25 protein-coding genes are annotated in these 26,874 nt (G+C 66.8%); 15 read left to right on the forward strand and 10 right to left on the reverse strand.

Going from position 1 to position 26,874, the window contains the following annotated elements; translation table 11 throughout:
- Nucleotides 1–23 precede the first annotated feature (23 nt).
- Genes lptF through rsmA form a run of 5 tightly spaced genes read left to right on the forward strand, consistent with a single transcriptional unit; the run spans nt 24 to nt 6,821 of the window.
- Complete coding sequence (gene lptF, locus NWE53_RS06690; protein ID WP_265053576.1) at nt 24–1,217, forward strand: LPS export ABC transporter permease LptF; 1,194 nt, start codon at nt 24–26, stop codon at nt 1,215–1,217.
- Entirely contained in the window at nt 1,217–2,308 is a 1,092-nt protein-coding gene (gene lptG / locus NWE53_RS06695; protein ID WP_265053577.1) for an LPS export ABC transporter permease LptG, read from the forward strand. Before lptF ends, lptG begins: the two co-directional genes overlap by 1 nt.
- Nucleotides 2,309–2,366: 58 nt before the next feature.
- A complete protein-coding gene (locus tag NWE53_RS06700) occupies nt 2,367–4,904 on the forward strand; it encodes an LPS-assembly protein LptD (protein WP_265053578.1) in 2,538 nt (845 codons plus the stop codon).
- A 49-nt stretch (nt 4,905–4,953) separates the two neighbouring features.
- Complete coding sequence (gene pdxA, locus NWE53_RS06705) at nt 4,954–5,979, forward strand: 4-hydroxythreonine-4-phosphate dehydrogenase PdxA (RefSeq protein WP_265053579.1); 1,026 nt, start codon at nt 4,954–4,956, stop codon at nt 5,977–5,979.
- Nucleotides 5,976–6,821 (forward strand): 16S rRNA (adenine(1518)-N(6)/adenine(1519)-N(6))-dimethyltransferase RsmA, encoded by an 846-nt coding sequence (rsmA, locus tag NWE53_RS06710; protein WP_265053580.1) that lies wholly within the window; start codon nt 5,976–5,978, stop codon nt 6,819–6,821. Before pdxA ends, rsmA begins: the two co-directional genes overlap by 4 nt.
- A 175-nt stretch (nt 6,822–6,996) precedes the next feature.
- Here the strand turns inward: rsmA and gmk are convergent, their stop codons facing one another.
- From gmk to fabD, 7 genes are all read right to left on the reverse strand, one after another.
- Nucleotides 6,997–7,647 (reverse strand): guanylate kinase, encoded by a 651-nt coding sequence (gene gmk / locus NWE53_RS06715; RefSeq protein WP_265053581.1) that lies wholly within the window; start codon nt 7,645–7,647, stop codon nt 6,997–6,999.
- 6 nt (nt 7,648–7,653) lie between these two features.
- A complete protein-coding gene (locus NWE53_RS06720) occupies nt 7,654–8,535 on the reverse strand; it encodes a YicC/YloC family endoribonuclease (protein WP_265053582.1) in 882 nt (293 codons plus the stop codon).
- A gap of 111 nt (nt 8,536–8,646) precedes the next feature.
- Nucleotides 8,647–9,990 (reverse strand): endolytic transglycosylase MltG, encoded by a 1,344-nt coding sequence (gene mltG, locus NWE53_RS06725; RefSeq protein WP_265053583.1) that lies wholly within the window; start codon nt 9,988–9,990, stop codon nt 8,647–8,649.
- A gap of 200 nt (nt 9,991–10,190) precedes the next feature.
- Nucleotides 10,191–11,462: a beta-ketoacyl-ACP synthase II gene (gene fabF, locus NWE53_RS06730; RefSeq protein WP_265053584.1), complete on the reverse strand. Its 1,272-nt coding sequence runs from the start codon at nt 11,460–11,462 to the stop codon at nt 10,191–10,193.
- A 55-nt stretch (nt 11,463–11,517) separates the two neighbouring features.
- Nucleotides 11,518–11,754, reverse strand: a complete 237-nt coding sequence (locus NWE53_RS06735; protein ID WP_055727516.1) for an acyl carrier protein — start codon at nt 11,752–11,754, stop codon at nt 11,518–11,520.
- A gap of 259 nt (nt 11,755–12,013) precedes the next feature.
- On the reverse strand, nt 12,014–12,751 hold the full coding sequence (gene fabG, locus NWE53_RS06740) for a 3-oxoacyl-[acyl-carrier-protein] reductase (RefSeq protein ID WP_265053585.1): 738 nt from the start codon (nt 12,749–12,751) through the stop codon (nt 12,014–12,016).
- A 55-nt stretch (nt 12,752–12,806) separates the two neighbouring features.
- Complete coding sequence (fabD, locus tag NWE53_RS06745) at nt 12,807–13,751, reverse strand: ACP S-malonyltransferase (protein ID WP_265053586.1); 945 nt, start codon at nt 13,749–13,751, stop codon at nt 12,807–12,809.
- Nucleotides 13,752–14,088: 337 nt separating this feature from the next.
- On the opposite strand from fabD, the gene rpsF reads away from it, so the two are divergent.
- The 10 genes from rpsF (at nt 14,089) to NWE53_RS06795 (ending at nt 23,914) form a co-directional block, all read left to right on the forward strand.
- The gene (rpsF, locus tag NWE53_RS06750) at nt 14,089–14,520 is read left to right on the forward strand and encodes a 30S ribosomal protein S6 (RefSeq protein ID WP_265053587.1); all 432 of its coding nucleotides are present in this window, start codon (nt 14,089–14,091) and stop codon (nt 14,518–14,520) included.
- Between the two features lie 3 nt (nt 14,521–14,523).
- Nucleotides 14,524–14,769: a 30S ribosomal protein S18 gene (rpsR, locus tag NWE53_RS06755; RefSeq protein ID WP_038367644.1), complete on the forward strand. Its 246-nt coding sequence runs from the start codon at nt 14,524–14,526 to the stop codon at nt 14,767–14,769.
- A gap of 214 nt (nt 14,770–14,983) precedes the next feature.
- Nucleotides 14,984–15,931, forward strand: a complete 948-nt coding sequence (locus tag NWE53_RS06760; RefSeq protein ID WP_265053588.1) for a DUF2232 domain-containing protein — start codon at nt 14,984–14,986, stop codon at nt 15,929–15,931.
- Nucleotides 15,932–15,963: 32 nt separating this feature from the next.
- Nucleotides 15,964–16,527, forward strand: coding sequence for a 50S ribosomal protein L9 (gene rplI / locus NWE53_RS06765; RefSeq protein WP_265053589.1), 564 nt, complete (start codon nt 15,964–15,966; stop codon nt 16,525–16,527).
- A 203-nt stretch (nt 16,528–16,730) separates the two neighbouring features.
- Nucleotides 16,731–18,218, forward strand: a complete 1,488-nt coding sequence (locus NWE53_RS06770) for a replicative DNA helicase (RefSeq protein WP_265053590.1) — start codon at nt 16,731–16,733, stop codon at nt 18,216–18,218.
- A complete protein-coding gene (alr, locus tag NWE53_RS06775; RefSeq protein ID WP_265053591.1) occupies nt 18,218–19,345 on the forward strand; it encodes an alanine racemase in 1,128 nt (375 codons plus the stop codon). Before NWE53_RS06770 ends, alr begins: the two co-directional genes overlap by 1 nt.
- 177 nt (nt 19,346–19,522) lie before the next feature.
- Nucleotides 19,523–20,920, forward strand: a complete 1,398-nt coding sequence (gene radA / locus NWE53_RS06780) for a DNA repair protein RadA (RefSeq protein ID WP_265053592.1) — start codon at nt 19,523–19,525, stop codon at nt 20,918–20,920.
- Between the two features lie 106 nt (nt 20,921–21,026).
- The gene (locus tag NWE53_RS06785; RefSeq protein ID WP_265053593.1) at nt 21,027–21,644 is read left to right on the forward strand and encodes a CvpA family protein; all 618 of its coding nucleotides are present in this window, start codon (nt 21,027–21,029) and stop codon (nt 21,642–21,644) included.
- A 40-nt stretch (nt 21,645–21,684) separates the two neighbouring features.
- Nucleotides 21,685–23,157, forward strand: coding sequence for an amidophosphoribosyltransferase (purF, locus tag NWE53_RS06790; protein WP_265053594.1), 1,473 nt, complete (start codon nt 21,685–21,687; stop codon nt 23,155–23,157).
- A gap of 16 nt (nt 23,158–23,173) precedes the next feature.
- Nucleotides 23,174–23,914: an SDR family NAD(P)-dependent oxidoreductase gene (locus NWE53_RS06795; protein WP_265053595.1), complete on the forward strand. Its 741-nt coding sequence runs from the start codon at nt 23,174–23,176 to the stop codon at nt 23,912–23,914.
- A gap of 13 nt (nt 23,915–23,927) precedes the next feature.
- Here the strand turns inward: NWE53_RS06795 and NWE53_RS06800 are convergent, their stop codons facing one another.
- Genes NWE53_RS06800 through der form a run of 3 tightly spaced genes read right to left on the reverse strand, consistent with a single transcriptional unit; the run spans nt 23,928 to nt 26,834 of the window.
- On the reverse strand, nt 23,928–24,332 hold the full coding sequence (locus NWE53_RS06800) for an NUDIX hydrolase (protein ID WP_265053596.1): 405 nt from the start codon (nt 24,330–24,332) through the stop codon (nt 23,928–23,930).
- Nucleotides 24,333–24,348: 16 nt separating this feature from the next.
- Entirely contained in the window at nt 24,349–25,446 is a 1,098-nt protein-coding gene (locus NWE53_RS06805; protein ID WP_265053597.1) for an NAD(P)/FAD-dependent oxidoreductase, read from the reverse strand.
- Complete coding sequence (der, locus tag NWE53_RS06810) at nt 25,446–26,834, reverse strand: ribosome biogenesis GTPase Der (RefSeq protein ID WP_265053598.1); 1,389 nt, start codon at nt 26,832–26,834, stop codon at nt 25,446–25,448. The genes NWE53_RS06805 and der overlap by 1 nt, the downstream gene beginning before the upstream one ends.
- Nucleotides 26,835–26,874 lie beyond the last annotated feature (40 nt).

Below are 26,874 nucleotides of genomic sequence, written 5' to 3' on the forward strand. Positions count from 1 at the left end.
TCCCCGCCTGCCGGAAGCGACGCGTGCTGCTCAACCGCCTCGACCGATACATCCTGAAGACTGCGGCGGGGGCGGCGATCGTGCTGCTGCTCGGTCTCACCGGTGTCATCTGGGTCACGCAGGCTCTTCGGGAGGTCGATCTGATCACCGGCAAGGGCCAGACGGTGCTGATCTTCCTGACGGTCACGCTGCTGTCCTTGCCGGCCCTGATCGCCGGCATCGCGCCTGTCGCGCTGTTCATGTCGACGCTCTATACGCTCAACAAGCTCAACGGCGATTCCGAGCTGATCGTGATGAACGCCGCCGGCGTGGCGCCGCACCGGATCACCCGGCCGTTCCTCGCCTTGACCGCGATCACCGCGATCGTCGTCGCCTGGATGAGCATTTCCGTGATGCCGACGAGTTTTCGCATGCTGCGCGACCTGATCACGCTGATCCGGGCCGACTTCGTCGCCAACGTCGTGAAGGAGGGACAGTTCGTCTCGCTCGATTCCGGCGTGACCTTCCACTATCGCGAAAAGGCCGGCGACTCGCTGGTCGGCATCTTCATGCAGGACCGTCGCGACCCGGCGCAGCCCTCGATCTATCTTGCCGAGCGCGGGCGGACGGTGGAGGCGGAAGGACAGAGCTTCCTGATGCTGGAGAAAGGCACCATCCAGCGTGAAACCAAGAACACCACCACGACCTCGATCATCTCGTTCGAGCGCTATGCGCTGAACCTCTCGGCGCTGACCGGCGATCCGAGCGGCGGCCCCGGCGAAGCCGACGGCGACAAGGTGATCTACAAGCCGCGTGAACGCTCGACCTGGCAGCTCCTGAACCAGGATCCGAACGAAAACTATTACAAGATCCAGGAAGGCCGGTTCCGGGCCGAGCTGCATAACCGCCTGTCGGCGCCGCTCTATCCGTTTGCCTTCATGCTGATTGCTTTCGCGGCGATCGGCGAAGCGCGCACCACGCGCCAAGGACGGGCGCTGGCGATCCAGGCCGCGATCATGATCGTCGGCGCGACACGCATCGCCGCCTACGCCGCCTGGACCGCAAGCGTACGCTCGCCCTTCGCAGCGGCCCTGCTCTATATCCTGCCGATTGCCGCCATCGTTCTGGCGACGGCTTTCATTCTCTACGGCGAGCGGCTGCGGCCCTTCCTGGCGCGCCTCGCTGCCCCTCTGACCTTGCCACTCGCCGGTCTTGCGGCTCGTTTCCGGCGCGCGTGATGCTGCTCTTCTCGACCTTCGGCCGCTATCTGACGAAGCGCTTCGCCCGCGCGATCCTCAGCGTCTTCGGCACCTTCTTCTTCCTGATCGGCACGCTCGATTTCGTCGAGCTGATGCGCCGCGCCGGCGATTCGCCGATCGCCACCACGCCACGGATCGTTCAGCTCGCGCTGTTTCGCGCCCCGGCGGTCGCCGAGCAGATCTTCCCCTTCGCCGCATTGTTCGGCGGGATGTTCGCGCTGCTCACGTTGAGCCGCAAGCTCGAGCTGGTGGTCGCTCGCTCGGTCGGCGTCTCGGCCTGGCAGTTCCTGCAGCCCGCCGCCGCCGTCGCAGGCGTGGTCGGCCTGATTTCGATCATGATCTACAACCCCCTCGCCGCGGACCTGAAGCGCAAGGCGACGGCCCTCGAGACACGCCTGTTCGTCCGTGCGAGCGGCAAGACCGGGGCGGCCCAGGATATCTGGCTGCGGCAGCGCAGCGTCGATGGCCAGGCCATCATCCGCGCCGCCGGCGCCCTGCCCGACGAGGACGGCCTTTCGCAGGTGACGTTCTTCATCTTCAACCCGGATGGCTCCTTCAAGGAGCGGATCGATGCACGGCAGGCCGTGCTGCGCCCCGGAAACTGGGAACTCAGCGACGCGCGCACGACGTCGGCCTCGGAACAGCCACAGAATTTCGCGAGCTACATGGTTGCGACGACCCTGGAGCCGGAACAGATGCGCCAGAGCTTCACGCCACCCGATGCGGTGGGCTTCTGGTCGATGCCTGCGGTCATCGACCGCACGCAGCGCGCCGGCCTCGACACAACCCCATACGAACTGCGGTATCAGGCGCTTATGGCGCGTCCGCTGCTGCTGATCGCGATGGTCCTGGTGGCCGCATCCGTTTCCTTAAGATTTTTCCGGTTTGGTGGCGTCACCAAGTTGGTGATAGGTGGCGTCGCGGCCGGGTTCGTGCTCTATGTTGCGACACAACTGTCGGAGGAACTCGGATCGTCGGGAATCGTCAATCCGATCGTCGCGGCGTGGCTACCAGCTGCATTGGGGACAATGCTGGGAGCCCTCGCCCTCCTCCATCAGGAAGACGGGTGAATCGTACTGTGCCTATGGTTAATTTTGGGTTTAACGGATGGTTTTGGCGGTGAATCGCGTGGCACGCTTTGCTGCGGCGACCGCTCTCGCCTCCAGCCTTGCCTATCTGCTGGCCGGGCCGGCCTATGCCCAGAATCGGGCTGCCGGCTCGCAGCCCGCGCCTGCGGCCGCCGCCAAGCCGCAGGCCCGGATGGTCGTCGACGCGCGCGAGCTCGTATACGACAACGACAAAAAGACGGTCGCAGCCGTCGGCGATGTGCAGATCCTGTATCAGGGCCGCACGATCGAGGCCGACCGCGTTGTCTATGACCAGGCCAGCAAGCGCGTCATCGCCGTCGGCAACGCCCGCATCACCGAAACCAACGGCACGGTCATCACCGGCGACAAGTTCAACCTGACCGACGATTTCCGCGACGGCTTCATCGATTCCCTGCGAGTCGTGAACCCCGATCGGACCCGTTTCTCGGCGCCGCGCGCCGAGCGCACCGACGGCGAGACCTTCGTCTTCGAGAAGGGCATTTACACCGCCTGCGAGCCCTGCAAGGACAACCCGGAGCGTCCGCCGCTCTGGCAGGTTCGCGCCGCCCGGATCATCCACAAGAAGTCCGAGCAGACGATCTACTACGAAGACGCACGGCTGGAATTCGCCGGCATCCCGATGGCCTATCTGCCCTATATGTCGGGCCCGGATTCGACGGTGAAGCGGAAGTCCGGCTTCCTGTCGCCCAAGTTCATCAACACCTCGGCGCTCGGATTCGGCGTCGGACTGCCCTATTTCCTCAATCTCGCGCCGAACTACGATCTGACGCTGACGCCGACTTTCCTGACCCGTCAGGGCGTGCTCGGCCAGGCGGAATGGCGCCATCGCCTGGTGAGTGGCTCCTATGCGATCCGCGCCTCCGGGATCTTCCAGCAAGACAAGGATGCGTTCCTGGCTAGCCCGCTGGGCCCGCGCGACAAGGAGTTCCGCGGCTCGGTCGAGACGAACGGCAAGTTCTTCATCAATCAGAGCTGGACGTTCGGCTGGAACGCCTCGATGTCGACGGATCGCTGGTTCTACAAGAACTATCGCATCCGCAACGAGAGCTTGAGCAGCACCACCTATCTACAGGAATCGATCTCGACGGCCTATCTGAACGGCCAGAGCGCGACCGCGTGGTTTGACCTGCGCGGCTATTATTTCCAGCCCCTCAACTATCAGGACTGGCAGAAGCAGCAGCCCGTCGTGCTGCCGGTGCTGGACTACGACAAGCGCATCCACAAGCCGTCCTTTCTCGGCGGCGAGCTCGACTTCAGCGTCAACGTCACGAGCCTGACTCGAAACACGGCAGCCTTCTCGGAATTGCCGCAGCAGAAGACCTATCTGATCACGACGCCGAGCTATTCGCTCTATGACGGCTGCGCCGTCTATCAGAAAAACACCTGCCTGGTCCGCGGCCTCGCCGGCAATGTTTCGCGCGCGACGGCACAGGTGGCCTGGCGGCGCAATTTCATCGACCCACTCGGGCAAATATGGACGCCCTACGCCTCGCTGCGGGCCGACATCTTCTCGATCAATCCCGATACCAGCGGCGTCATCAATTCGCGCGTCGCGACGATCGCGGATACCTCCGACGAGGTTTTCGGGCGCGCCATGCCGGCCATCGGCCTGATGTATCGCTACCCCTTCGTCGCCAAGACGGGCTGGGGCACGCATATCATCGAGCCCGTCGCCCAGATCGTGGCGCGGCCGAACGAAACCAACAGCCTGCGCATCGCCAACGAAGATGCCCAGAGCCTCGTCTTCGACGCGACGAACCTGTTCGAGTGGAGCAGCAAGTTCTCCGGTTACGATCGTGTCGAGGGCGGCAGCCGCGCCAATGTCGGCGCGCTCTATACTGGGCGGTTCGGCAAGGACGCATTCGCCAATTTCCTGGTGGGCCAGTCCTTCCAGCTCGGCGGCCGCAATTCCTTCCCGATCAGCGACCTCCTCAATACCGGTCTCAATTCCGGCCTCGATACGGACAGCTCGGACATCGTCACCCGCGCTCAGATTTCCCCGTTCCAGGGCTTCTTCCTGACCGGCGCCGCCCGTCTGAATGCGACAACATTCGAGGCGCAGCGGATCGATGCCGCAGCGACCTATTCGAACAGCATCATCTCGGCCTCGGTCGGCTATGGCCGCTACGAGCCGCAGCCGGATCTCGGCATCTCCCGCCGGCGCGAGGGCCTATCTCTCAATGGTTCGCTCCGCGTCGCCGAAAACTGGCGCCTGCGGGCCGGCGTGCTGTTCGATCTGGACAAATATAAATACGACCGCGAGCGCTATCGCGATGCCTATGCCTCCTATCTGGCGGCACCGGCCGTGGCGGCGATGCCGGTCTATCCCAACACCGGTCCGCTCCAGACCGCCTCGACCTCGCTCGGGATCAACTACACCGACGAGTGCACCATCTTCGACATCAGCTATTCGCAGAGCTATGCCGACCGGCAGGCGGGGGCGACCAAGGACACCCGCACCGTCATGTTCCGTCTCGAGCTGCGCACGCTGGGCGAACTGAGCTACCAGCAGAACCTCGGCGGCACCTCCACCACGGGCGACGGCGTCGGCCAGTAATACTCCGGGCCCCCACGGCGGCCCGAGTTCCCCTTCCGACGCGCGGAGTTTGCCCTTGCCGTCCTTGCCCCTCGCGCTGACACAGGGCGATCCGGCCGGCATCGGACCGGAACTCGCCTTGCGGGCCTGGCTCGAACGCCGGGAGCGCAACCTGCCGCCCTTCGCCTGCATCGCCAGCCCCGGCCATCTTGCCCAGACCGCCGATGGCCTGGGATGGCAGGTCCCGCTGCGGATCTGCGACTGGCATGAAGTCAACGAGACGTTTGCGGATGCGCTTCCGGTCATCGCCCTCGACAGCGGTATTGCCGTCACGCCCGGCACGCCTGATCCGGCCACCGCACCGGCCACGATCGCTTCGATCGACCACGCCGTCGCTGCGGTCAGGACGGGAAAGGCCGGCGCCGTCGTGACCAATCCGATCGCCAAATCGGTGCTCTACCAGGCCGGCTTCCGGCATCCCGGCCATACGGAATATCTCGCTCATCTCGCGGCGGATGGCGGTGTCGAGCCGCGGCCGGTGATGATGCTCTGGTGCGATGAACTCGCGGTCGTGCCGGTCACGATCCACGAGGCGCTGCGCCGCGTGCCGGAATTGCTGACGACCCAGCTCATCGTCGAGACGGCGCGGATCGTCGCGGCCGAGCTGACAGCCCGCTTCGGCATCGCCACGCCGCGTCTCGCCTTCAGTGGCCTCAATCCCCATGCCGGCGAGAACGGCGCGATGGGCGACGAGGACATGAAGATCATCGCTCCGGCCATCGCCGAGCTGCGGGCAGAGGGAATCGATGCGCGCGGCCCGTATCCGGCCGATACGATGTTCCACGCCCGCGCACGGGCCGGTTACGATGCGGCGCTGGCAATGTATCACGATCAGGCGCTGATCCCGATCAAGACGATCGCCTTCGACGAAGGCGTGAATGTCACGCTCGGCCTGCCCTTCATCCGAACGTCGCCGGACCATGGCACGGCCTTCGACATCGCCGGAAAGGGCATCGCACGTCCCGACAGCCTCTGTGCGGCCCTTAAGCTCGCAGCGCGCATGGCAGAGACCCAAACACCGGCGGAAGCGGCATGAGCCAGATTGACGACCTGCCGCCACTGCGCGAGGTGGTGGAGCGCCACGGCCTGATGGCGCAGAAGGCGCTCGGGCAGAACTTTCTCTTCGATCTCAACCTGACGAGCCGGATCGCCCGGGCGGCCGGGCCGCTCGAAGGCGAGACCATCGTGGAGATCGGACCCGGCCCCGGCGGGCTGACTCGGGCGCTGCTCGCGAACGGGGCTGGACGGGTGATCGCGATCGAGCGCGACCGGCGCTGCATGCCGGCGCTAGCCGAGATCGCCGCCTATTATCCGGGGCGGCTCGACATCATCGACGGCGATGCTCTCGCGGTCGACCTGTCGCCGCACCTCCGAGGTCAGAAAGCGAAGATCGTCGCCAACCTGCCCTACAACATCGGCACGCCGCTGCTGGTCGGTTGGCTCAGCCTCGAGCCCTGGCCGTCCTGGTGGCGTTCGCTCACGCTGATGTTCCAGCGCGAGGTCGCGGAGCGGATCGTGGCTTCGCCAGAGGAGCGCGCGGATTACGGCCGCCTTGCCGTGCTGTCGAACTGGCGCTGCGAAACGAAGATCCTGTTCGACGTGCCGCGCAGCGCCTTCGTACCGCAGCCCAAGATCACCTCGTCGATCGTCCAGCTCATCCCGCGCGAGCACCCTGAGCCCTGCGACCGGCGCCTGCTCGAACGCGTCACGCTCGCGGCCTTCGGCCAACGGCGCAAGATGCTGCGGCAGAGCCTGAAGGCGGTCCTGTCGGATCCGGCCCCGATCATCGCCGCCGCCGGCCTCGACGAGACGGCGCGGGCCGAGGAGATTCCGGTCTCCGGCTTCGTGCGGCTGGCGAACGCCTTGGCTGCGATCTAGAGCCTGCTGCGTTTTGGTGGAAAGACTTGTCATCCCGGACGGCGCGAAGCGCAGATCCAGGATCCATGCCCGACGATCCGCCGGATAGGCTCCGGGATGGATCCCGGGTCAAGCCCGGGATGACGGCGTGGTTCCGTGCAAAATCAGCACGCTCCAGCGCTGGCCAGGGCGCCGTTCAGAGCTGCTCGGTCAGCAGTCCCTCGACGAAGGCTGCCAATCCCGTGGCACGGCTGCGCTTGAGGCGCTCGGAAGCCAGGATCGAACGAACCGCCTCATAGGCCTTTTCGAGGTCGTCATTGACGATGACGTAGTCGTAGACCGTCCAGCGCGCGATCTCCTCGCGCGCATTGGCGAGGCGCTTGGCGATGACCTCTGGCGCATCCTCCGCCCGCCTGACGAGGCGGGAGCGCAGCTCGGCCATCGAGGGCGGCAGGATGAAGATCGACACGACGTCCTCTCGCGCCTTCTCGAGGATCTGCTGCGTACCCTGCCAGTCGATGTCGAAGAGCACGTCGCGGCCGGCTTTCAGCGAGTTCTCGACCGGCTTGCGCGGGGTTCCGTAGCCATTGCCGTGCACCTCGGCCCATTCCAGCAGCTCGTCGCGCTGGCGCATCTCGTCGAAGGTCTCGCGATCGATGAAGTGGTAGTGCACGCCGTCGATCTCGGAAGGACGCTTCGGGCGCGTCGTCACCGAGATAGACAGGTCGAGATTCGTCTCGTTCGGGGATTTCGAGAGCGTGCGGGTCAGCGTCGACTTCCCCGCGCCTGACGGCGACGACATGATCATGATCAGGCCGCGCCGGGCCGGACGGACGGTTTCAGCCATCGAGGCTCACTCCACGTTCTGAACTTGCTCGCGCATCTGGTCCACGACCGTGCGCAATTCGAGGCCTATGCGCGACAGGCCGGGATCATTGGCCTTGGCGCAGAGCGTCGAGGCCTCGCGGCCGAATTCCTGGGCCAGGAAATCGAGCTTGCGGCCGATCGGGCCGCCCTTGGCCAACAGCTCACGCAGCGCCGCGACATGTGCGTGCAGCCGGTCGATCTCCTCGCGGATATCGGCGCGGACCGCGATCAGCGCTGCCTCCTGATGCAGGCGCTGGGGATCGAAGCCATTGTTGGCCCCCATCAACGCCTCGACCTGCGTGGCGATGCGCGCCCGGATCGCGTCGCCGCTGCGGGCCGGATGCCGCTCGGCCTCGCCTGCCAGCCGGGCGATGGTTTCGAGATGGCCAAGGACGATCGCTTCGAGCGCGCGGCCCTCGGAAGCTCGCGCTTCCTTCAGGGCAAGGGATACCGCCTCCAACCCTGCCAGCGCCGGGGCTTCGACGGAGCCCAGAGCGTCCTGCGCCTCATCAGCGAATTCGACGACTCCGCGAATGCCGAGCAGGCCGTCATAGGAGGGCGGATTGATACCGGCGGCCGGCGGCAACCGCTCGATCGCCTGTAGAAGGGCGGCGAGAACAGCTTCGTTGACACGCGGGCGCGCCGGCCCCGCATCGCTCGTCACAGCCAGATTGACGTGGAGGGTGCCGCGGGAGAAGGCGCCGGCCAGCCGCTTGCGCGCCGCCTCGGCCAGGATTTCGAAGCCGGGCGGGACCCGAACGCGCAGATCGAGCCCACGCCCGTTGACGCTGCGGATTTCCCAGGCCCAGCCATGGATGCCGGCGGTGCCGGCGGCGCGGGCAAAACCCGTCATGCTTTCGATGGCCATGGCCTGTCGCCGCTCCCTTGTGATGCGGCGGGACCGTAGTGGCGCGTTCCAAAGGGGGCAAGCGCCGCCATGGCGGAAAATGGGTATGGCGCCTGCGATCAGGGCCGCGGCTCAAGGCTTGAGCTGCGGCACCTGCTTGGGCGAGTTCAGATCGAAGCTCTTGTTGAGCAGCGGATCGCGCGCCGTGCCCTCCGAGGCGTCGAAAGCGCGTGCGCGGGTCCCGGCCAGGGCACCGGCTGGCTGAGCTACGGGAACGCCGGCGCCATCGGCGGCCGGCTGCGTCGTCGCCGGCGCCTCGGTGCGGTTGTCCGGAGACGGGGGCGGCTCGACCTTGTCGACGGATTCGGTTGACGGCTTGCCGCCCTGCTGCTGGCCGCGCGTGGTCTCGATCTGGCGCCAGCGGCCGACATTGCGGTTGTGCTGGTCCAGCGACTCGGCGAAGGCGTGGCCGCCGCTGCCATCGGCGACGAAGTAGAGGTCCTTCGTCCGCGAGTGGTTGACCACCGCCTCCATCGCGGCGCGGCCGGGATTGGCGATCGGCCCCGGCGGCAGGCCGCTGATGACATAGGTGTTGTAGGGCGTCGCCTGCGTGATCTCGTTGCGCTGGATCGGGCGGCCGAGCGTGCCCTTGCCGCCGACGAGGCCGTATACGATCGTCGGGTCGGATTGCAGCTTCATCTTCTGGTTCAGGCGGTTGATGAAGACGCCCGCGACACGCGGACGCTCATCGGCGCGGCCGGTCTCCTTCTCGACGATCGAGGCGAGAACCACGAGCTCCGCCGGGGTCTTGATCGGCAGATCGGCGGGGCGCCGCTCCCAGATCCGGCCGAGGACCACGCGCTGGTCGCGCGCCATGCGATCGATGATCGCCTGCCGCGAAAAGCCGCGCGGGAAACGGTAGGTGTCAGGCAGGATCGAGCCTTCCTTGGGCACCTGGGCGACCTCGCCGGTCAGCAATTCATTGTCGCGCAGGCGGGCCACGATCTGCTCGCTCGTCAGCCCTTCGGGAACGGTGATCGAATGCTCGACCACCTTGCCGCTGGAGATGATATCGAGGATCTCCTGCGGGCTGACGCGGGCCTTGAACAGGTATTCGCCGGCCTGGAGCTTGTGCCAGTCGCCGCCCATGATCGCGGAAACGCGGAAGCTCAGCGGGTGCTCGATCAGACCCTCGCGCTGCAGCAACTCAGCGATCTCGGTCAGCCCGCTTTCCTTGGGGATGATGAGGACACGGTCGCCGGCGAGCGGGCCGGGTGCCTTGCTTTGATTGGAGACGATCGCGATGCCCGCGCCGACGACGCCCGCGCCGACCAGGGCAACCGTGAACAGGCCGCTCAGCATCGACAGGAAGGGGCTTCGACGGCGGCGACGCACCTTGGGCGGCGGCGCCGGCGGCGCTACGGGCTTGAGGGCCTCGCTCGGACTCTTCGGGGCGACGCGGGGCGTATCATTCACGATCAAGACGCTCGCAGCATAAGGTAGAATATCTCGACACGACCGGGCGCCCGGACAACCGTGGAACCGAGCGCATCAGATTTGAAACCGCTGCATTAGAACCGGTTTCCTCGTGGCTGTGAACGCGGAATCACGCATTCGCCCACGCAGGCGCCCCACTCTACCCAACATTATGGCAAAACGGCGCTATTCCCTGCCGATCAGCCGTCGGACTGGTAGCGCCGCATGACGAGCGAGGCGTTGGTGCCGCCGAAGCCGAAGGAATTCGACAGGGCGTAATCGATCTCGCGCTTGCGCGCGACATGCGGCACGAGGTCGATGTCGGTCTCGACCGAAGGGTTGTCGAGATTGATCGTCGGCGGCGCGATCTGGTCGCGGATCGCCAGCATCGTGAAGATCGCCTCGATCGCGCCGGCCGCGCCGAGCAGATGCCCGGTTGCCGATTTGGTCGAGGACATCGAGGGGCGCTTGGGCGCATTGGACAGCAGGCGCTCCACCGCACGCAGCTCGATCTCGTCGCCGAGCGGCGTCGAGGTGCCGTGGGCGTTGATGTAGTCGAGATCCCCCGCCGTGATGCCGGCCCGGTCCAGTGCCGCCTGCATGCAGCGATAAGCGCCGTCGCCATCCTCGGAAGGCGAGGTGATGTGGTAGGCGTCACCCGACATGCCGTAGCCGACCACCTCGGCATAGATCTTCGCGCCGCGGGCCAGTGCGTGCTCGAGTTCCTCGAGCACGACGACGCCGGCGCCCTCGCCCATCACGAAGCCGTCGCGGTCCTTGTCATAGGGACGCGAAGCCTTCTCGGGCGTGTCGTTGAAGCCGGTGGACAGCGCCCGGCAGGCGCAGAAGCCTGCGATGCCGATGCGGTTGATCGCCGATTCGGTGCCGCCTGCGACCATCACCTCGGCATCGCCGAGCGCGATCATGCGCGAGGCGTCGCCAATGGCATGGGCGCCGGTCGAACAGGCCGTGACCACGGCGTGGTTCGGCCCCTTGAGGCCGTGCTCGATCGAGACATAGCCGGCGGCCAGATTGCTCAGGCGGCCGGGGATGAAGAACGGCGACAGGCGGCGCGGGCCGCGCTCCTTGAGCAGGAGCGAAGCCTCATAGATGCCGCCGAGCCCGCCGATGCCGGAGCCGATGGCGACGCCGGTCCTGATCTGGTCCTCGTAGCTTTCCGGCTTCCAGCCGGCATCGCTCAGCGCCTGCGTGGCGGCCGCCATCGCAAAGACGATGAAATCGTCGACCTTGCGCTGCTCCTTCGGCTCCATCCACTGGTCGGGATCGAAGGTCCCGTCGCTGCCGTCACCCCGCGGGATGTTGCAGGCGATCCGCGCCGGCAGGTCGCTGGCGTCGAAGCTGGTGATGGGGCCGGCGCCGCTGGCGCCGGCGAGCAGACGTGCCCAGCTCGGCTCGACGCCGCAGGCGAGCGGCGTCACCATGCCGAGTCCGGTCACGACAACGCGTCGCATCGGAAAACTGCGAGAAGCCATGATGCTTTCTGCGTCGATCAGCCCTTGGGGCCGATCAGGCGCTCTTCGACGAGAGGAACTTCACGGCATCGCCGACCGTCACGATCGTCTCGGCCGCATCATCCGGAATCTCGACGCCGAACTCTTCCTCGAAGGCCATCACGAGCTCGACGGTGTCGAGGCTGTCCGCGCCCAGGTCTTCGATGAAGTTGGCGCCGTCGACGACCTTCTCGGGCTCGACGCCGAGGTGCTCGACCACGATCTTCTTCACGCGCTCGGCGACATCGCTCATGAGTCTCTTCCTTAGAAACTGAAAACGCATCGCAGGGACGCGACGCGTATTATGGACCTCATTCCCAGCCACCGCGCCATCGTGACGATGCCCGCGATCCGGAAAGCTCGAAGCCTGCACAAACGCAACAACCAAGGTTTCGTCAAGTCCCCTCGGCTTACCGGACGGCAGCGCGACGGCGCTAGTTAACATACCCTTTCGAGGCTGGCGAGAGCGCCGTAGACTTATCAGAACCAATCCAGAATCGGCTCTAACACGCTTATATCATTGCCATTCCGCCGTTGACGTGCAGCGTCTGCCCGGTCACGTAGCCGGCTTCCGCGCTGGCGAGATAGGCGACGGCGGCGGCGATATCCGTACCGGCACCCAGCCGCCCCATCGGCACGTCCGAAAGAATGCCCTCGCGCTGCTTGTCGTTCAGCGCCTGCGTCATCGGCGACTCGATGAAGCCCGGCGAGACCACGTTGACGGTGATGTTGCGGCTTGCGACCTCGGCCGCGAGCGCCTTCGACATGCCGATCAGGCCGGCCTTGGCGGCTGCGTAATTGCCCTGGCCCGGATTGCCCATCGTGCCGACCACCGAGCCGATCGAGACGATTCGGCCGTAGCGCCTGCGCATCATCGATTTCACGGCGGCGCGCGACAGGCGGAAGGCCGCCGTGAGATTGACCGCGATAACGCTGTCCCAGTCCTCGTCCTTCAGGCGCAGGAACAGGTTGTCGCGCGTGATGCCGGCATTGTTGACGAGGATGTCGAGCCCACCGAGCTTCTCCTCGGCCGTCGGCACCAGCGCCTCGACCGAATCCTTGTCGGAGAGATCGCAGGGCGCCACGACAACGCGCTCGCCGAGCTCGGCCGCCAGAGCCTCCAGCACTTCCGCGCGCGTGCCGGAGATCGCGATGCTCGCGCCCTGCGCATGAAGGGTTCGCGCAATGGCTCCGCCAAGGCCACCGGTAGCGCCGGTGACCAGGGCCTTGCGGCCGGTCAGATCAAACATGTTCGCTCCCTTTTTCCGGCGTCCTGCCGTTATTGCCCGTTCTGGGCCCTCGCCCTCAGGCGTTGCGGGCCTTGTAAGCCGCGATGTCCTCCGCCGTGCCGATCGAGAGCAGCGCCGAGCCTGCGACGATACGCTTGACCAGGCCGGCGAGCACCTTGCCGCTGCCGAGTTCGACGAAATCGGTGACGCCCGCAGCCGCCATCGCCTGGACGCATTCGCGCCAGCGCACCGTACCTGTGACCTGCGCGACGAGCGAAGCCCGGATCGCCTCCGGATCGCTCAGGGGCGCCGCGCCGACATTGGCCACGACCGGCACCACCGGAGCCTGCATCGCGACCTTTGCAAGGGCCTCTCGCATCGCATCGGCGGCCGGCTGCATCAGGGCGCAATGGAACGGAGCGGAAACCGGCAGCAGCATGGCGCGCTTGACGCCGCGCTCGCCAGCCAGAGCAATCGCCCGCTCGACCGCGGCCTTGGCGCCGGACAGCACGACCTGGCCCCCGCCATTGTCGTTCGCGGCCTCGCAGACTTCGCCCTGCGCGGCATCGGAAGCGATCGAACGCGCCAGATCGAGTTCCGCACCAAGAAGGGCCGCCATCGCGCCCTGCCCGGCCGGAACCGCCTTCTGCATGGCGTCGCCGCGGATGCGCAGCAGCCGGGCAGCGTCCGTGATGGAGAAGGTGCCGGCGGCGGCTAGCGCAGAATACTCACCGAGCGAGTGGCCGGCGACGAAGGCGGCGTCGCGCTTCAGGTCGAGCCCTGCCTCGCTCTCAAGCACGCGCACGACCGCGAGGCTGACGGCCATCAGTGCCGGCTGGGCATTGGCCGTCAGCGTCAGTTCGTCCAACGGACCATCCCACATCACGGCCGAGAGCTTCTGCGAGAGCGCCGCATCGACCTCGTCGAACACGGCCTTCGCCGCCGGGAAGGCTTCGGCCAGGCTCTTGCCCATGCCGACGGCCTGCGAGCCCTGGCCGGGAAAGATGAACGCTGTCGTCATGTGGGGCGCCTCGTCCTTAACAACTTCTCTATATTATGACGGGCGCTGTCACATCGGTTTTGCCGCCAAGTCAAGCACGGAGCCCGAGTTTTCCGCTCCGCGACCCGCCTTTCCCGGCAGATTCCGGTTGCCATGGCGCACCGGACACTGTAACCACCGCCTCCTGCTTGTTCGGCCGGAGGCTGAACGGATGGCGCATGTCCGCATGGACGCGCGCAGGCTTGTTTCTCAAGCCGGCATCCCGTGTCTCCGCCTTCGAAGAAATCCTGTCGGGCCTTATCCAGGGCTCGGAGGGCTCCGCGCCGGGCGAAGCAGGGTGAAACAAGGAAGGCCACATATGGCATTGTACGAGCATGTTCTGCTCGCGCGGCAGGATGTCAGCGCGCAGCAGGTTGAAGCTCTTGTCGAGCAGTTCAAGGGCGTCATCGAAGCGAATGGCGGCGCCATTCGCAAGGTCGAGTACTGGGGCGTCAAGTCCCTCGGCTACCGCATCAAGAAGAACCGCAAGGCGCACTACACGCTGCTGAACATCGAAGCTCCCTCCGCCGCCGTGCTGGAGATGGAGCGCCAGATGCGCATCAACGAGGACATCCTGCGCTTCCTGACCGTTCGCGTCGAGGAGCTCGAGGAAGGCCAGTCGGCCATGCTTCAGAAGCGTGATCGTGACGAGCGCGGCGAGCGCGGCGGCGACCGTTTCGAGCGCGGCCCGCGCCGTGATCGTCCGCGTCGCGATGACGAAGTGACCGAAACCGCCGAAGCGGAGGCTTGATCCATGTCGACTGCATCCGCTGGCGCCCGTCGCCCCTTCTTCCGTCGCCGCAAGTCCTGCCCCTTCTCGGGCGAAGGCGCTCCGAAGATCGACTACAAGGACGTCCGTCTGCTCTCGCGCTACATCTCCGAGCGCGGCAAGATCGTTCCGTCCCGCATCACGGCGGTTTCCGCCAAGAAGCAGCGCGAGCTCGCCCAGGCGATCAAGCGCGCCCGCTTCCTCGGCCTGCTGCCCTACGTCATCCGCTGAGCGGGTGAAGTTCTTTCCGGAGGCGCCCGGCGCCTCCGGATCTCGTTTTCAAGTTCAATCAGTCGCCCGGCGGTGAGACTCCACCGGGTTCGTTGAGGCCAGGAGCCTCTCACCCTGCCGGGCCAAGGCATCGGGCCGAAAAGTGGAAACCACTTTTCGGAAGAACCGGATGCCGAAAGATGGCCAGCGAGCAGCGGGACAGCAGGACGGACGGATGATTCCGATTGTCGGCATCGGCGCGGGCCTCGTTTCGGCCCTGCTCTTCTCAGTGGTGATCACCGGATCGCCGCTGGCCGCATTGCTGTATTCAGCTGCCCCCCTCCCGATCTTCATCGCATCCCTCGGCTGGAACCACCGCTCGGGGCTGTTCGCCACGGCCGCGGGCGCGCTCGCCGTCGCCGTTGCGCTCGCCCCGACGGGCGGCATCGCCTTCGCCCTCATCATCGGGCTTCCGGCCTGGTGGATCGCCTATCTCGCTTTGCTCGCCCGCGGCGATAGCCAGGGCAGGGTCGAGTGGTATCCGCTCGGCAACCTTCTGCTCTGGATCGCAGCGACCGCTGCGCTCGCCACCGTCGGCAGCGCGCTGGTGATGACCACCGACTACGACACCTACAGCAAGGTGATCGCGCGCATGATCGAGAACCTGCTGAACGAGATGGTGCGCGGCCAGCTGATCACGCTGCCCGCCGACATCAAGGTGCCGGAGCTCGCGCAGAGCCTGGCTCCGGCCGTGCCGCTCGGCATCGGCGCCTCCTTCGTCACCACCATCACCGCCAATCTCTGGCTGGCGGCGCGCACCGTGAAGATGTCGGACCGGTTGCCGCGCCCCTGGCCCTTTATCCCGTCGGCCTCCCTGCCGCGGCAGGCGCTGCTGCTCCTGATCGCGGCGGCCGTCGCCGCCGCGGCCGGCGGCTTCATCGGCGTGGCCGCGACGGCTCTCGTCGGCGCGCTGCTCGCCGCCTTCATGTTCAGCGGGCTTTGCCTTCTGCACGACATTTCTCGCGGCCGCCCCTGGCGGCTGCCGATGCTGATCTCGGTCTACGTCGCGCTCGTCGTGATGCAGGCCGTGCTGACGCCGCTGCTCGCGGTCGCCGGTCTGATCGATACGCTTCTCGGCCTGCGCAAGCGGGTCGTGCTGCCGCCTCCGCCTACCCAATCCTGAAACCTGACTAAAAGACCTGAAGGAGAAGACCCATGGAAGTGATCCTGCTCGAACGCGTCGCCAAGCTCGGCCAGATGGGCGAAGTCGTGCGCGTGCGCGACGGCTTCGGCCGCAACTACCTGCTCGCCCGCGGCAAGGCCCTGCGCGCCACCGAGGAGAACAAGAAGCGCTTCGAGAGCCAGAAGCTCGAGCTCGAGACCCGCAACCTCGAGCTGAAGTCCGAGGCCGACGCGGTCGCCGAGCGCCTGAACGGCCAGAGCGTCATCATCCTGCGCCAGTCCGGCGAGTCCGGCGTGCTCTACGGCTCGGTCTCGACCCGCGACATCGCCGAGGCGCTGACCAAGGACGGCTTCCACGTCGCGCGCGGCCAGGTGACGCTCAACACCCCGATCAAGACGCTCGGCCTGCACACCGTTCCGGTCGTGCTGCATCCGGAAGTCTCGGTCACCGTCACCGTCAACGTCGCCCGCTCGGCTGAGGAAGCTCACCGTCAGGCCGCCGGCGAGAACGTCACCGCTCGTGAGGAGTTCGACCTCGACGATCTCGGCCTCGAGGTCGGCGCGGCGCTGGCCGAGGCCGGCGACGACGATCGCTGAGCCTTGCAGCTCCCCAAATGAGTCAAGGGCGCCGTGGCAACACGGCGCCTTTCTTTTTGAGCAGCTGTGAACTGCGGGGAACACTGCTGGCGCAAATTGGCAGAGTAGTGGACTACTGCCTCCTCGACATGGCCGCGGGTGCGTTCTGGTGCGGCGGGTTGTCGACTTGAATTTTCAATCAGCATTGATTTATCGGGACGGTCATGGCCCCCGCTACAGCCCTCGTCGCACGCCTCGAAAATCGTGAGGCGGACTATCGCGTCCAGCCTCACAACATCGAGGCCGAGCAGGCGCTGCTGGGCGCGATCCTGGTCAACAACGACGCCTTCTATCGCGTCTCCGACTTCCTGCTGCCGGACCATTTCTTCGAGCCGATCCACCAGCGCGTCTTCGAGCTGAGCTCCAGCATGGTTCGCGCGGGCAAGCTCGCGACGCCGATCACGCTCAAGACCTTCGTCAACGACCTCGACCTCGGCGACATCACGCCGAGCCAGTATCTCGCCCGCCTCGCCGCCGAGGCGACGACCGTCATCAACGCCGGCGATTACGGACGCACGATCTACGACCTCGCGGTGCGCCGCCTGCTCATCGGCGTCGGCGAGGACCTCGTCAACGTCGCCTATGACGCTCCGGTCGAGATGGCGCCGCGCGAACAGATCGAGGATGCCGAGCGCAAGCTTTACGAGCTGGCGGAAAAGGGCCGCTACGAGGGCGGTTTCCAGAAATTCGACGGAGCGCTCCGGCTCGCCATCGACATGGCGGCCAGCGCCTATCAGCGCGCCGGCGGCCTCTCCGGCATCTCGTCGGGCCTGCGCGACCTCGACCAGCGCATGGGCGGCCTGCAGCCCTCAGACCTCATCGTGCTGGCCGGCCGTCCGGCCATGGGCAAGACCTCTCTCGCCACCAACATCGCCTTCAACATCGCCAAGGCCTGGCGCGGCGAACGCCAGACCGACGGAACGATCAAGACGGTCGACGGCGGCGTCGTGGCCTTCTTCTCGCTCGAAATGTCGTCGGACCAGCTCGCGACCCGTATCGTCGCCGAGCAGTCCGGCATCTCCTCCTACAAGATCAGGCAGGGCCGCATCACCGAGGCCGATTTTGCCCGACTGACCGACGTCGCGGCGCAGATCGAGCGTATCCCGCTCTATATCGACCAGACCGGCGGCATCTCGATCGCGCAGCTCGTCGCCCGCGCCCGGCGGCTCAAGCGGCAGAAGGGGCTGGATGTCCTCTTCATCGACTATCTCCAGCTGCTCTCCGGCTCCTCCAAGAACAGCCAGAACCGCGTGCAGGAGCTGACCGAGATCACGACCAGCCTCAAGGCGCTGGCGAAGGAGCTCTCGGTTCCGATCATCGCGCTCTCCCAGCTCTCGCGTCAGGTCGAGAGCCGCGACGACAAGCGCCCGCAACTCTCGGACCTGCGCGAATCCGGCTCGATCGAGCAGGACGCCGACGTGGTGATGTTCGTCTACCGCGAGGAATACTACCTCAAGGGCAAGGAGCCGCGCCCCGGCACCGAAGACCACAACAAGTGGCAGATCGAGATGGAGGCGGCACATGGCGTCGCCGAGCTGATCATCGGCAAGCAGCGCCACGGTCCGACCGGAACGATCGCCCTCCAGTTCGACGCCGATGTCACGCGCTTCTCCGACCGCGCCGACGAACTCCGCATCCCGGACCGCGAATAATGCCTTTCGACACGCCTGCTTCCGGCGCCTATGGCGCGACCCTGACCATCGACCTCGCCGCACTGGTTTCGAACTGGCGTCTCCTCGGCGAGCGTGCCGGCACGGAGGCAGGCGCGGTGGTCAAGGCCGACGCCTACGGCATCGGCATCGAGCCTGCCGTGACCGCGCTCGCCAGGGCGGGGTGCCGCAGCTTCTTCGTCGCGCATGTCTCGGAGGGCATCCGTGCCCGCAGCGTCGCGCCGGACGCCACGATCTATGTGTTGAACGGGCTGCTGCCGGGCAATTGCGACGTCTATGCGCAGCACGGCCTGTCGCCGGTGCTCGGCTCGCATGAGGAACTGCTCGAGTGGGCCTCCTTCCGCCAGACCGGCGCCAAGGTCCGGCCGGCGGCGCTGCATGTCGACACGGCGATGAACCGGCTCGGGCTCTGGGCCGGGGAAGGGCTCAATCTCGCCCGCGAGAAATCCGGCGCGATCGCGGCGGCCGATATCGGCCTGGTGATGAGCCATTTCGCGTCGTCGGAAGTCGAGACAGATCCGGCCAATGCCCGCCAGATCGCAGCCTTCGCCGAGATCGCGGCTGCACTTCCGGGCATTCCGGCCTCGCTGAAGAACTCCTCGGGCCATTTCCTCGAAGGTTGCCCGTCCTACCAGCTCACCCGGCCTGGTTATGCCCTCTATGGCGGCAACCCCACGCCCGGGCAGCCGAACCCGATGCAGCCGGTGATCGGGCTGCAGGCGCGCATCATCCAGATCCGCAAGGTCGAGGGTGGCACGCAGGTCGGCTATAACGGCCGCTGGACAGCCAAGGGGAAGCGCAAGCTCGCGACCATCTGCCTCGGCTATGCCGACGGCTACCCGCGCAACGGCAGCTGGACAGACAGCGTTGCCGGCGGATCGGCGCTCCTCGATGGCGTCGTCTGCCCCTTCGTCGGCTCCGTCTCGATGGACCTTATCATCATCGACGTCAGCGACGCGCCGGCCTCTGCCGCGCAGCGCGGGGCGAGCGTGACACTGATCGGCGGCGCGCTCGACCTCGAAGCTGTTGGCGCTGGCGCCAAGACGATCGGCTACGAGATACTGACCAGCCTCGGCCGCCGTTATGCGCGGCGGTATGTGGGGCTTTGAGCGCGTGACCGCCACCGCCGTCATTCCGGGGCGCGCCGCAGGCGCGAGCCCGGAACCCAGAACCGATGCGGTTTCAAGACGAGCGGCAATGGCGATGCCAAGACGAATGCGGGCATCGGTTCTGGGTTCCGGGCTCATCGCTGCGCGATGCCTCGGAATGACGACGGAGCCTCACTGATGGCCAAGCGCGCTCCGACCTATCACTGCCAAGCCTGCGGCGCGGTCTATCACCGCTGGCAGGGCAAATGCGACGCATGCGGGACATGGTCCTCGCTGGTCGAGGAGGCGCAGGCGGCGCCAGTTCCCGGCGGCGGCCGCCCCTCCAGCGGGCGGGCGCGCGGACGTGTGTTCGCGCTGGAGACGCTGAAGGGCGAGACGCAGGACGCACCGCGCATCGTCTCCGGCATCGGCGAGCTCGACCGGGTCACCGGCGGCGGCTTCGTGCCGGGCTCTGTGCTGCTGATCGGCGGCGACCCCGGCATCGGCAAATCGACGCTGCTGATGCAGGCCTGCGCGGCGCTCGCACTGGGCGGAAGCCGCGTCGTCTATGTCTCCGGCGAAGAATCGACCGGCCAGGTGCGCCTCAGGGCCGAGCGGATGGGCCTGGCCGACGCGCCGGTCGATCTGGCAGCCGAGACCAATGTCGAGGACATCGTCGCGACGCTCGGGCAGGGCCAGCGCCCTGCCCTCGTCGTCATCGATTCGATCCAGACCATGTGGTCGGGCGAAGTCGAGAGCGCGCCGGGCACCGTGACGCAGGTGCGCGGCTCGGCCCAGGCGCTGATCCGCTACGCCAAGACCAGCGGCGCCTGCCTGATCCTCGTCGGCCATGTCACCAAGGACGGCCAGATCGCCGGCCCCCGCGTGGTCGAGCATATGGTCGACGCCGTGCTGTCGTTCGAAGGAGAAGGAGCGCATTCCTTCCGGATCCTGCGCGGCCAGAAGAATCGCTTCGGCGCCACCGACGAGATCGGCGTCTTCGAGATGACCGGCAAGGGGTTGTCGGAGGTGACGAATCCCTCGGCGCTCTTCCTCGCAGGCCGGGATCAGCCGGCGCCGGGCGCGGCCGTCTTCGCCGGCATCGAGGGCACGCGGCCCGTGCTGGTCGAGATCCAGGCGCTGGTGGCGCCGACCGCGCTCGGCACGCCGCGACGCGCCGTGGTCGGCTGGGAGAACAGCCGCCTCGCCATGGTGCTCGCCGTGCTGGAAACGCATGGCGGCCTCAGGCTCGGCCAGCACGATGTCTACCTCAACGTCGCGGGCGGCCTGCGCGTCAACGAGCCGGCCGCCGATGTCGCGGTGGCGGCTGCGCTCGTCTCCTCGCTGACGGGAGCCATCCTGCCGCAGGAATCCGTCTATTTCGGCGAGATCGCCCTCTCGGGCGCGATCCGGCCCGTCTCGGTCGCAGCGGCGCGACTCAGGGAGGCGGCGAAGCTCGGCTTCGAGGCGGCGCTGATGCCGTCCGGCGGCGCGGAGCATGGCGACGGCAACGGCCTGAGCTTGCGCCGTTTCGGCCATGTCACGGAACTCGTTGCCGATATCGCGGCGCGCGCACCTCGCAGAGATGTGAAATGACTTCGCCGAAAGGGTGACGCAGAGGCCTGGAACGCGTATAGCAAAGCCGAAACGGCCACCTTATCTCTGGCAGGCCGGCACCAGACCACAGCAAAGCGGCCCTTCCATGCCTGTAACCATTCTCGATCTCGTCGTCATCGGCGTGGTTCTGATCTCGGCTTTGCTCGCGGCCGTGCGCGGCTTCACGCGCGAAGTGCTTGCGATCGCCTCCTGGGTTGCTGCCGCGGCAGTCGCCTGGGTCTTCCACCCGCAGCTCGTGCCTTTCGTGAAGCAGTATATTCCAGCGAGTTCGGCGCAGGACACGATCGCGCTCGTCGCCTCGATAGCCGCGCTATTCCTCGCCACGCTGATCGTCGTTTCGCTGGTCACGGCGCGGGTTTCCGACTTCGTGCTCGACTCGCGTATAGGCGCGCTCGATCGCACGCTCGGCTTCGTCTTCGGCGCGGCGCGCGGCCTGCTGCTGGCGGTGATCGGCTACCTCTTCTTCGCGGCGCTGGTCGGCAGCGAGAAGATGCCGGTCTGGGCGAAGGACGCCAAGGCCAAGCCCATGCTGGAGGAAACCGGCCGCTCGCTGATCGGGATGCTGCCGCAGGACGTCAACGCCGATTTCATCAAGAACCTGCTGAAAAAGCAGAAGGCGGAGGAAGCCACCGACGCCCCGGCAGAGGAACCGCGTACCCCGGCGACGGCGGCACCGGTTGCGCCCGCCCCAACCCGTCCCTAATTGACGCGTAGAGAGTCCGTCCCAGCGCGTGGAGCTCGCCATGATCTCGCAGACCGAGACTGATACCGCCTTCGATCCCAATGCCGACCGGCTGCGGGAGGAATGCGGCGTCTTCGGCATTTACGGCCATGCCGACGCAGCTGCGCTCACGGCGCTCGGCCTGCACGCGCTCCAGCACCGCGGCCAGGAGGCGGCGGGTATCGTCTCCTTCGACGGCAAGCGCTTCCATTCGGAGCGCCGGCTCGGACTTGTCGGCGACGCCTTCTCGGAAGCGAGCGTCATCGACAAGCTCCAGGGCAAGCAGGCGATCGGCCATGTCCGCTATTCGACGACGGGCGAAACGATCCTGCGCAACGTCCAGCCGCTCTTCGCCGAGCTGCATGGCGGCGGCTTCGCCGTGGCGCATAACGGCAATCTCACCAACGGGCTCACGTTGCGCCGCAACCTCGTCCGCGACGGCGCGATCTATCAGTCGACCTCCGACACCGAGGTGCTGCTGCATCTCGTCGCGCGCAGCCGCAAGCAGCATTTCGTCGAGCGCTTCGTCGAGGCGATCCGCCAGATCGAGGGCGCCTATGCCTTCGTCGGCATGACCAACAAGAAGCTGATCGGCGCGCGCGACCCGCTCGGCATCCGCCCGCTGGTGCTGGGCGATCTCGACGGCTGCCCGATCCTGACCTCCGAGACCTGCGCGCTCGACATCATCGGCGCGAAGTTCGTCCGCGAGGTCGAGAACGGCGAGGTCGTGATCATCTCCGACAGCGGCATCGAGAGCCACAAGCCCTTCCCGCCCGTCGCCGAGCGGCCCTGCATCTTCGAGTACATCTATTTCGCCCGCCCCGACTCCGTCGTGAAGGGCCGCAGCATCTATGAGCACCGCAAGGCGATGGGCGCGGTGTTGGCGCAGGAATCCCCGGCCAATGCCGACGTCGTCGTGCCGGTGCCGGATTCCGGCGTGCCGGCCGCGCTCGGCTATGCGCAGGCGAGCGGCATTCCCTTCGAACTCGGCATCATCCGCAACCACTATGTCGGCCGCACCTTCATCGAGCCGACGCAGAAGGTCCGCGAGCTCGGCGTCAAGCTGAAGCACTCGGCCAACCGCTCGGTCGTCGAGGGCAAGAGCATCGTGCTGGTCGACGATTCGATCGTGCGCGGCACGACCTCGTTCAAGATCGTGAAGATGATGCGCGAGGCCGGCGCCCGCGAGGTGCATTTCCGCATCTCGTCGCCGCCGATCACCCATCCCGACTATTACGGCATCGACACGCCGGACCGCGAGAAGCTGCTCGCCGCGACGCACTCCCTCGAAGAGATGCGCCAGTTCGTCGGAGCCGATTCGCTGGCCTTCATCTCCGTCGACGGGCTCTATCGTGCGATGGGCCATGAGCGGCGCGATCCGGCCCGGCCGCAATTCACCGACCATTGCTTCACCGGCGACTATCCGACCTCGCTGACCGACGTGATCGGCGAGAGCGCCAAGCAGCAGATCTCCCTGCTGGCCGAAGCCGGCTGAACCAGCGGACCATCCCATGACCAAGGCTCTCGAGGGGCGCATCGCGCTCGTCACCGGCGCGTCGCGCGGAATCGGGCGCGCCGCGGCCCTGGCCTTCGCCCAGGCTGGCGCGCATATCGTCGCGCTCGCCCGCACCTCAGGGGCGCTCGAGGAGCTCGACGACGCGATCCGGGCGATCGGTGGCAGCGCCACGCTGGTGCCGCTCGATCTCTCGGATGCCGGCGGGCTGGAGAAGCTCGGCCCTGCTCTGCTGGAGCGCTGGGGCAAGCTCGACATCCTGCTGGCGAATGCCGGCATCCTCGGTTCCCTCACCCCGCTCGGCCATGCGACGGAGAAGGACTGGGCGAAGGTGCTCGACATCAACGTCACTGCGAACTGGCGGCTGATCAAATCGCTCGATCCGGCGTTGCGCGCCTCGGATGCGGGCCGCGTGCTGCTGATGTCGTCGGGCGCCGCCCATAAGTGCTCGGCGTATTGGGGGCCGTATTCGATTTCCAAGGCCGCCGTGGAGGCTCTGGGGCGCACCTACGCGGCCGAGACGGCGACCACGCCGGTCAAGGTCATGCTGGTCAATCCGGGGCCGCTGCGCACCAAGATGCGGGCCGAGGCGATGCCGGGCGAAGACCCGGAAACGCTGAGGACACCGGAGGATTTGGCGCCGCATCTCGTCGCGCTCGCCTCGCCGGGCTGGGCGGAGAGCGGCAAGATCTTCGACTTTCCGCAGGGCAAGGTGCTCACGCCGCAGCTGCCGGCCTGATCCGCTCTCTGCCTCAGCGCAGGGATGCCCGCGCAAGCCCGATCAGATCCGGGATGGTGAGGTTCGGCAGCGCCGCCATCTCATCGAGGCTGAACCAGCGGATCTCGTCGTGCTCGTCGACGAGATTGATGGCTTCGCCGCCATCCCAGGTACTGACGACATAGATGTGGTGGAGAGCTGCGCCGTTGCGTTCCGGAAAGCGCTCGGCCTCCGACAGCACCAGCTCGTAGCGCGTCGGCGTCAGCCCCACCTCCTCGCGGCATTCGCGGATCAGCGCCTGTTCGAGAGCCTCGCCCAGCTCGACACGCCCGCCGATCGCGTCCCAATGGCCGGGCCAGGCCTGCTTCCAGACGGCGCGCAGGCCGAGCAGCACCTTCCGGTCCCGGTCGACGAAGAGCGCGCTCACGGTTTCGAGCATGCGCGCCCCGCTCTCGTCACTCGGCCCGCAGCCAGCGCAGCAACCCGGCCTGATCGCCGTTCTCCACCGCCGCCGCGACACGCCGGCCGACCGCCGCGCCGAACTTGTAGCCATGGCCCGAGCAGGCCGAAACCGCGGTGACGCGGCCGATTTCGCGCGACAGGAACTTGCGGTCAGCCGTGAAGGTGTAGGCGCAGCTCGCCACGCGCTTGACCCGGTACTCGTCGATGCGCGCGAAGGGCGGCGAGAAATAATCGCGGATCTGCTCGCCCTCGCCCGGCCGGGGCTCGCGATCCTCGTCGGGCTGGCGCTGGCGCTTGTGGACACCGGCACCCACCTTCAACTCGGTACCGTCGACCGGTGGCAGGACATAGCCGTCGACCGTGCCGCCGACATCGACGATGGCCGGCGCCGCCTCCCAGGCGGCCTTGAGATCCTCAGGCGGATCGAGATAGGCGATTGCCGTGCGATAGGTCGTCAAGGCATCGGCGAGCTCCGGCAGGAGCTTCAGCACCCAGGCGCCGGCAGAAACGACGATGCGATCGAAGCTCGCGGCCTTGCCATCGGCCAGGGTCAGCTTGCCCGCCTCGGGCTCGATCGCCGTCACGGCCACGCCTTCGCGGATCGAGACGCCCCGCTCGCGCAGCAATCTCACCATGTCGGCGGCGATACGGGCGGGAAACAGCGCCCCGCCTTCCGGGCTGAGATAGGCGTAGCGGATCGTCGCCGGATCGAGGAACGGATAGCGCCTGGCGGCCTCGGCCGGATCATAGAGCTCATAGGGCGAGCCCATGCGGTCCAGGCCCTGGCGATAGTCCTCGCCCTCGTCGCCCTCGGTCTGGGAAATGCCGAGCACGCCGCAGGCTGCGTAATGACGCACGCCCAGATCGGCCCAGAGCTCCTCCCAGGCTTCGAAGGCCTCGCTGATGGTGCGGGCGTAGCCATCGGCGCCGCCATAAGCGCGGCGGATGATACGGTGCTGGTCGCCCGAAGCGGCATAGGGATTGGGAATCCCCGCCGCCTGCTCGAACAGGGTGACCTCATGCCCGCGCTTGTTCAGCGACCAGGCGGTGGAAAGCCCGGCGATACCGGCGCCGACGACCGCGACCCTCATCAGCCCTTGCGCTCCTTGTCATAGGGATTTTCGCCGCCGCGCCTGTGCAGGCGGATCGGCGTGCCCGGCAGTTCGAAGGCTTCGCGCAGGTTGTTGACCAGATAGCGGGTGTAGGACACCGGCAGATGGTCGAGCTGATTGCCAAACAGCGCGAAGGTCGGCGGGCGCGCCTTGGCCTGAGTCATGTAGCGGATCTTGATGCGCCGTCCCGCCACCGCCGGCGGCGGATGGGCCGATAGCACGCCTTCCAGCCAGCGGTTGATGCGCGCGGTCGAGACGCGGCGGTTCCAGACGTCATAGGCGGAGAACACCGCCTGCATCAGCCGGTCGATGCCCTCGCCGGCCAGCCCGGACAGCGGAATGATCGGCACACCGCGCACCTGCGCCAGCAGGTAGTTGGCCTTTTCCTTCAGCTCGGCGAGCAGGCCCTGCTTGTCGGCGACGAGGTCCCATTTGTTCAGGCCGATGACGACGGCCCTGCCCTCGCGCTCGGTCAGGTCGACCAGCGTCAGGTCCTGCTTCTCGAAGGGGATGGTGGCGTCGAGCAGCACGACGACGACCTCGGCGAAGCGGATCGCGCGCAGCGAATCCGCCACCGACAGCTTCTCCAGTTTCTCCTCGATGCGGGCGCGCTTGCGCATGCCGGCGGTGTCGAAGAGCTTGACCTTTCGGCTGCGCCATTCCCAGTCGACCGAGATGGTGTCGCGGGTGATGCCGGCTTCCGGACCGGTCAGCAGCCGCTCCTCGCCGATCATGCGGTTGACCAGCGTCGACTTGCCGGCATTCGGGCGGCCGATGATGGTGACGCGCAGCGGCCGGTCGGGATTGGCATCCTCCTCCGCGTCCTCCGCCGGTACATCCGCCCAGGCGTCTTCCTCTTCTTCCTCGGGCTCGTCCGGGATGAAGGGCACCAGCGCCTCGAGCAGATCGGCCGTGCCCTCGCCATGCTCGGCCGAGAACGGCACGGGATCGCCGAGGCCGAGCGAGTAGGAATCGATGATGCCCTCTGTGCCCTTCTTTCCCTCGGCCTTGTTGGCGAGAAGGATGACGGGCTTGCCGGAACGGCGCACCAGATCGGCAAAGGGCTGATCCATCGGCGTCAGGCCGAGGCGGGCGTCGATCATGAAGACGACGACATCGGCCTGGGCGATCGCGGTCTCGGTCTGGGCCCGCATGCGGCCGAGGAGCGAATCCTTGTCGGCCTCCTCCAGACCGGCGGTGTCGATGACCTTGAAACGGAGATGGCCGAGCGTGGCATCGCCCTCGCGGCGATCGCGCGTGACACCCGGCCGGTCATCGACCAGCGCGAGCTTCTTGCCGACGAGCCGGTTGAACAGCGTCGACTTGCCGACATTGGGCCGGCCGATGAGGGCGACGATGGCTGTCATCAGACTTCACATTCCATCGTCACCCCGGCCAGGCGACATT

The sequence above is a fragment of the Bosea sp. NBC_00550 genome, assembly GCF_026020075.1.
Taxonomy (GTDB): domain Bacteria; phylum Pseudomonadota; class Alphaproteobacteria; order Rhizobiales; family Beijerinckiaceae; genus Allobosea.

What these genes read in the sequence shown, in the direction of transcription:
- NWE53_RS06795 (WP_265053595.1), top strand. Translation starts at nt 23,174, where the DNA reads ATGACCAAGGCTCTCGAGGGGCGCATCGCGCTCGTCACCGGCGCGTCG.
- fabG (WP_265053585.1), bottom strand. Translation starts at nt 12,751, where the DNA reads ATGTTTGATCTGACCGGCCGCAAGGCCCTGGTCACCGGCGCTACCGGT.
- fabF (WP_265053584.1), bottom strand. Translation starts at nt 11,462, where the DNA reads ATGCGACGCGTTGTCGTGACCGGACTCGGCATGGTGACGCCGCTCGCC.
- NWE53_RS06720 (WP_265053582.1), bottom strand. Translation starts at nt 8,535, where the DNA reads ATGGCCATCGAAAGCATGACGGGTTTTGCCCGCGCCGCCGGCACCGCC.
- NWE53_RS06735 (WP_055727516.1), bottom strand. Translation starts at nt 11,754, where the DNA reads ATGAGCGATGTCGCCGAGCGCGTGAAGAAGATCGTGGTCGAGCACCTC.
- NWE53_RS06800 (WP_265053596.1), bottom strand. Translation starts at nt 24,332, where the DNA reads ATGCTCGAAACCGTGAGCGCGCTCTTCGTCGACCGGGACCGGAAGGTG.
- NWE53_RS06760 (WP_265053588.1), top strand. Translation starts at nt 14,984, where the DNA reads ATGATTCCGATTGTCGGCATCGGCGCGGGCCTCGTTTCGGCCCTGCTC.
- radA (WP_265053592.1), top strand. Translation starts at nt 19,523, where the DNA reads ATGGCCAAGCGCGCTCCGACCTATCACTGCCAAGCCTGCGGCGCGGTC.
- lptG (WP_265053577.1), top strand. Translation starts at nt 1,217, where the DNA reads ATGCTGCTCTTCTCGACCTTCGGCCGCTATCTGACGAAGCGCTTCGCC.
- NWE53_RS06785 (WP_265053593.1), top strand. Translation starts at nt 21,027, where the DNA reads ATGCCTGTAACCATTCTCGATCTCGTCGTCATCGGCGTGGTTCTGATC.
- rsmA (WP_265053580.1), top strand. Translation starts at nt 5,976, where the DNA reads ATGAGCCAGATTGACGACCTGCCGCCACTGCGCGAGGTGGTGGAGCGC.
- NWE53_RS06770 (WP_265053590.1), top strand. Translation starts at nt 16,731, where the DNA reads ATGGCCCCCGCTACAGCCCTCGTCGCACGCCTCGAAAATCGTGAGGCG.
- rpsR (WP_038367644.1), top strand. Translation starts at nt 14,524, where the DNA reads ATGTCGACTGCATCCGCTGGCGCCCGTCGCCCCTTCTTCCGTCGCCGC.
- fabD (WP_265053586.1), bottom strand. Translation starts at nt 13,751, where the DNA reads ATGACGACAGCGTTCATCTTTCCCGGCCAGGGCTCGCAGGCCGTCGGC.
- NWE53_RS06805 (WP_265053597.1), bottom strand. Translation starts at nt 25,446, where the DNA reads ATGAGGGTCGCGGTCGTCGGCGCCGGTATCGCCGGGCTTTCCACCGCC.
- gmk (WP_265053581.1), bottom strand. Translation starts at nt 7,647, where the DNA reads ATGGCTGAAACCGTCCGTCCGGCCCGGCGCGGCCTGATCATGATCATG.
- der (WP_265053598.1), bottom strand. Translation starts at nt 26,834, where the DNA reads ATGACAGCCATCGTCGCCCTCATCGGCCGGCCCAATGTCGGCAAGTCG.
- rplI (WP_265053589.1), top strand. Translation starts at nt 15,964, where the DNA reads ATGGAAGTGATCCTGCTCGAACGCGTCGCCAAGCTCGGCCAGATGGGC.
- rpsF (WP_265053587.1), top strand. Translation starts at nt 14,089, where the DNA reads ATGGCATTGTACGAGCATGTTCTGCTCGCGCGGCAGGATGTCAGCGCG.
- alr (WP_265053591.1), top strand. Translation starts at nt 18,218, where the DNA reads ATGCCTTTCGACACGCCTGCTTCCGGCGCCTATGGCGCGACCCTGACC.
- purF (WP_265053594.1), top strand. Translation starts at nt 21,685, where the DNA reads ATGATCTCGCAGACCGAGACTGATACCGCCTTCGATCCCAATGCCGAC.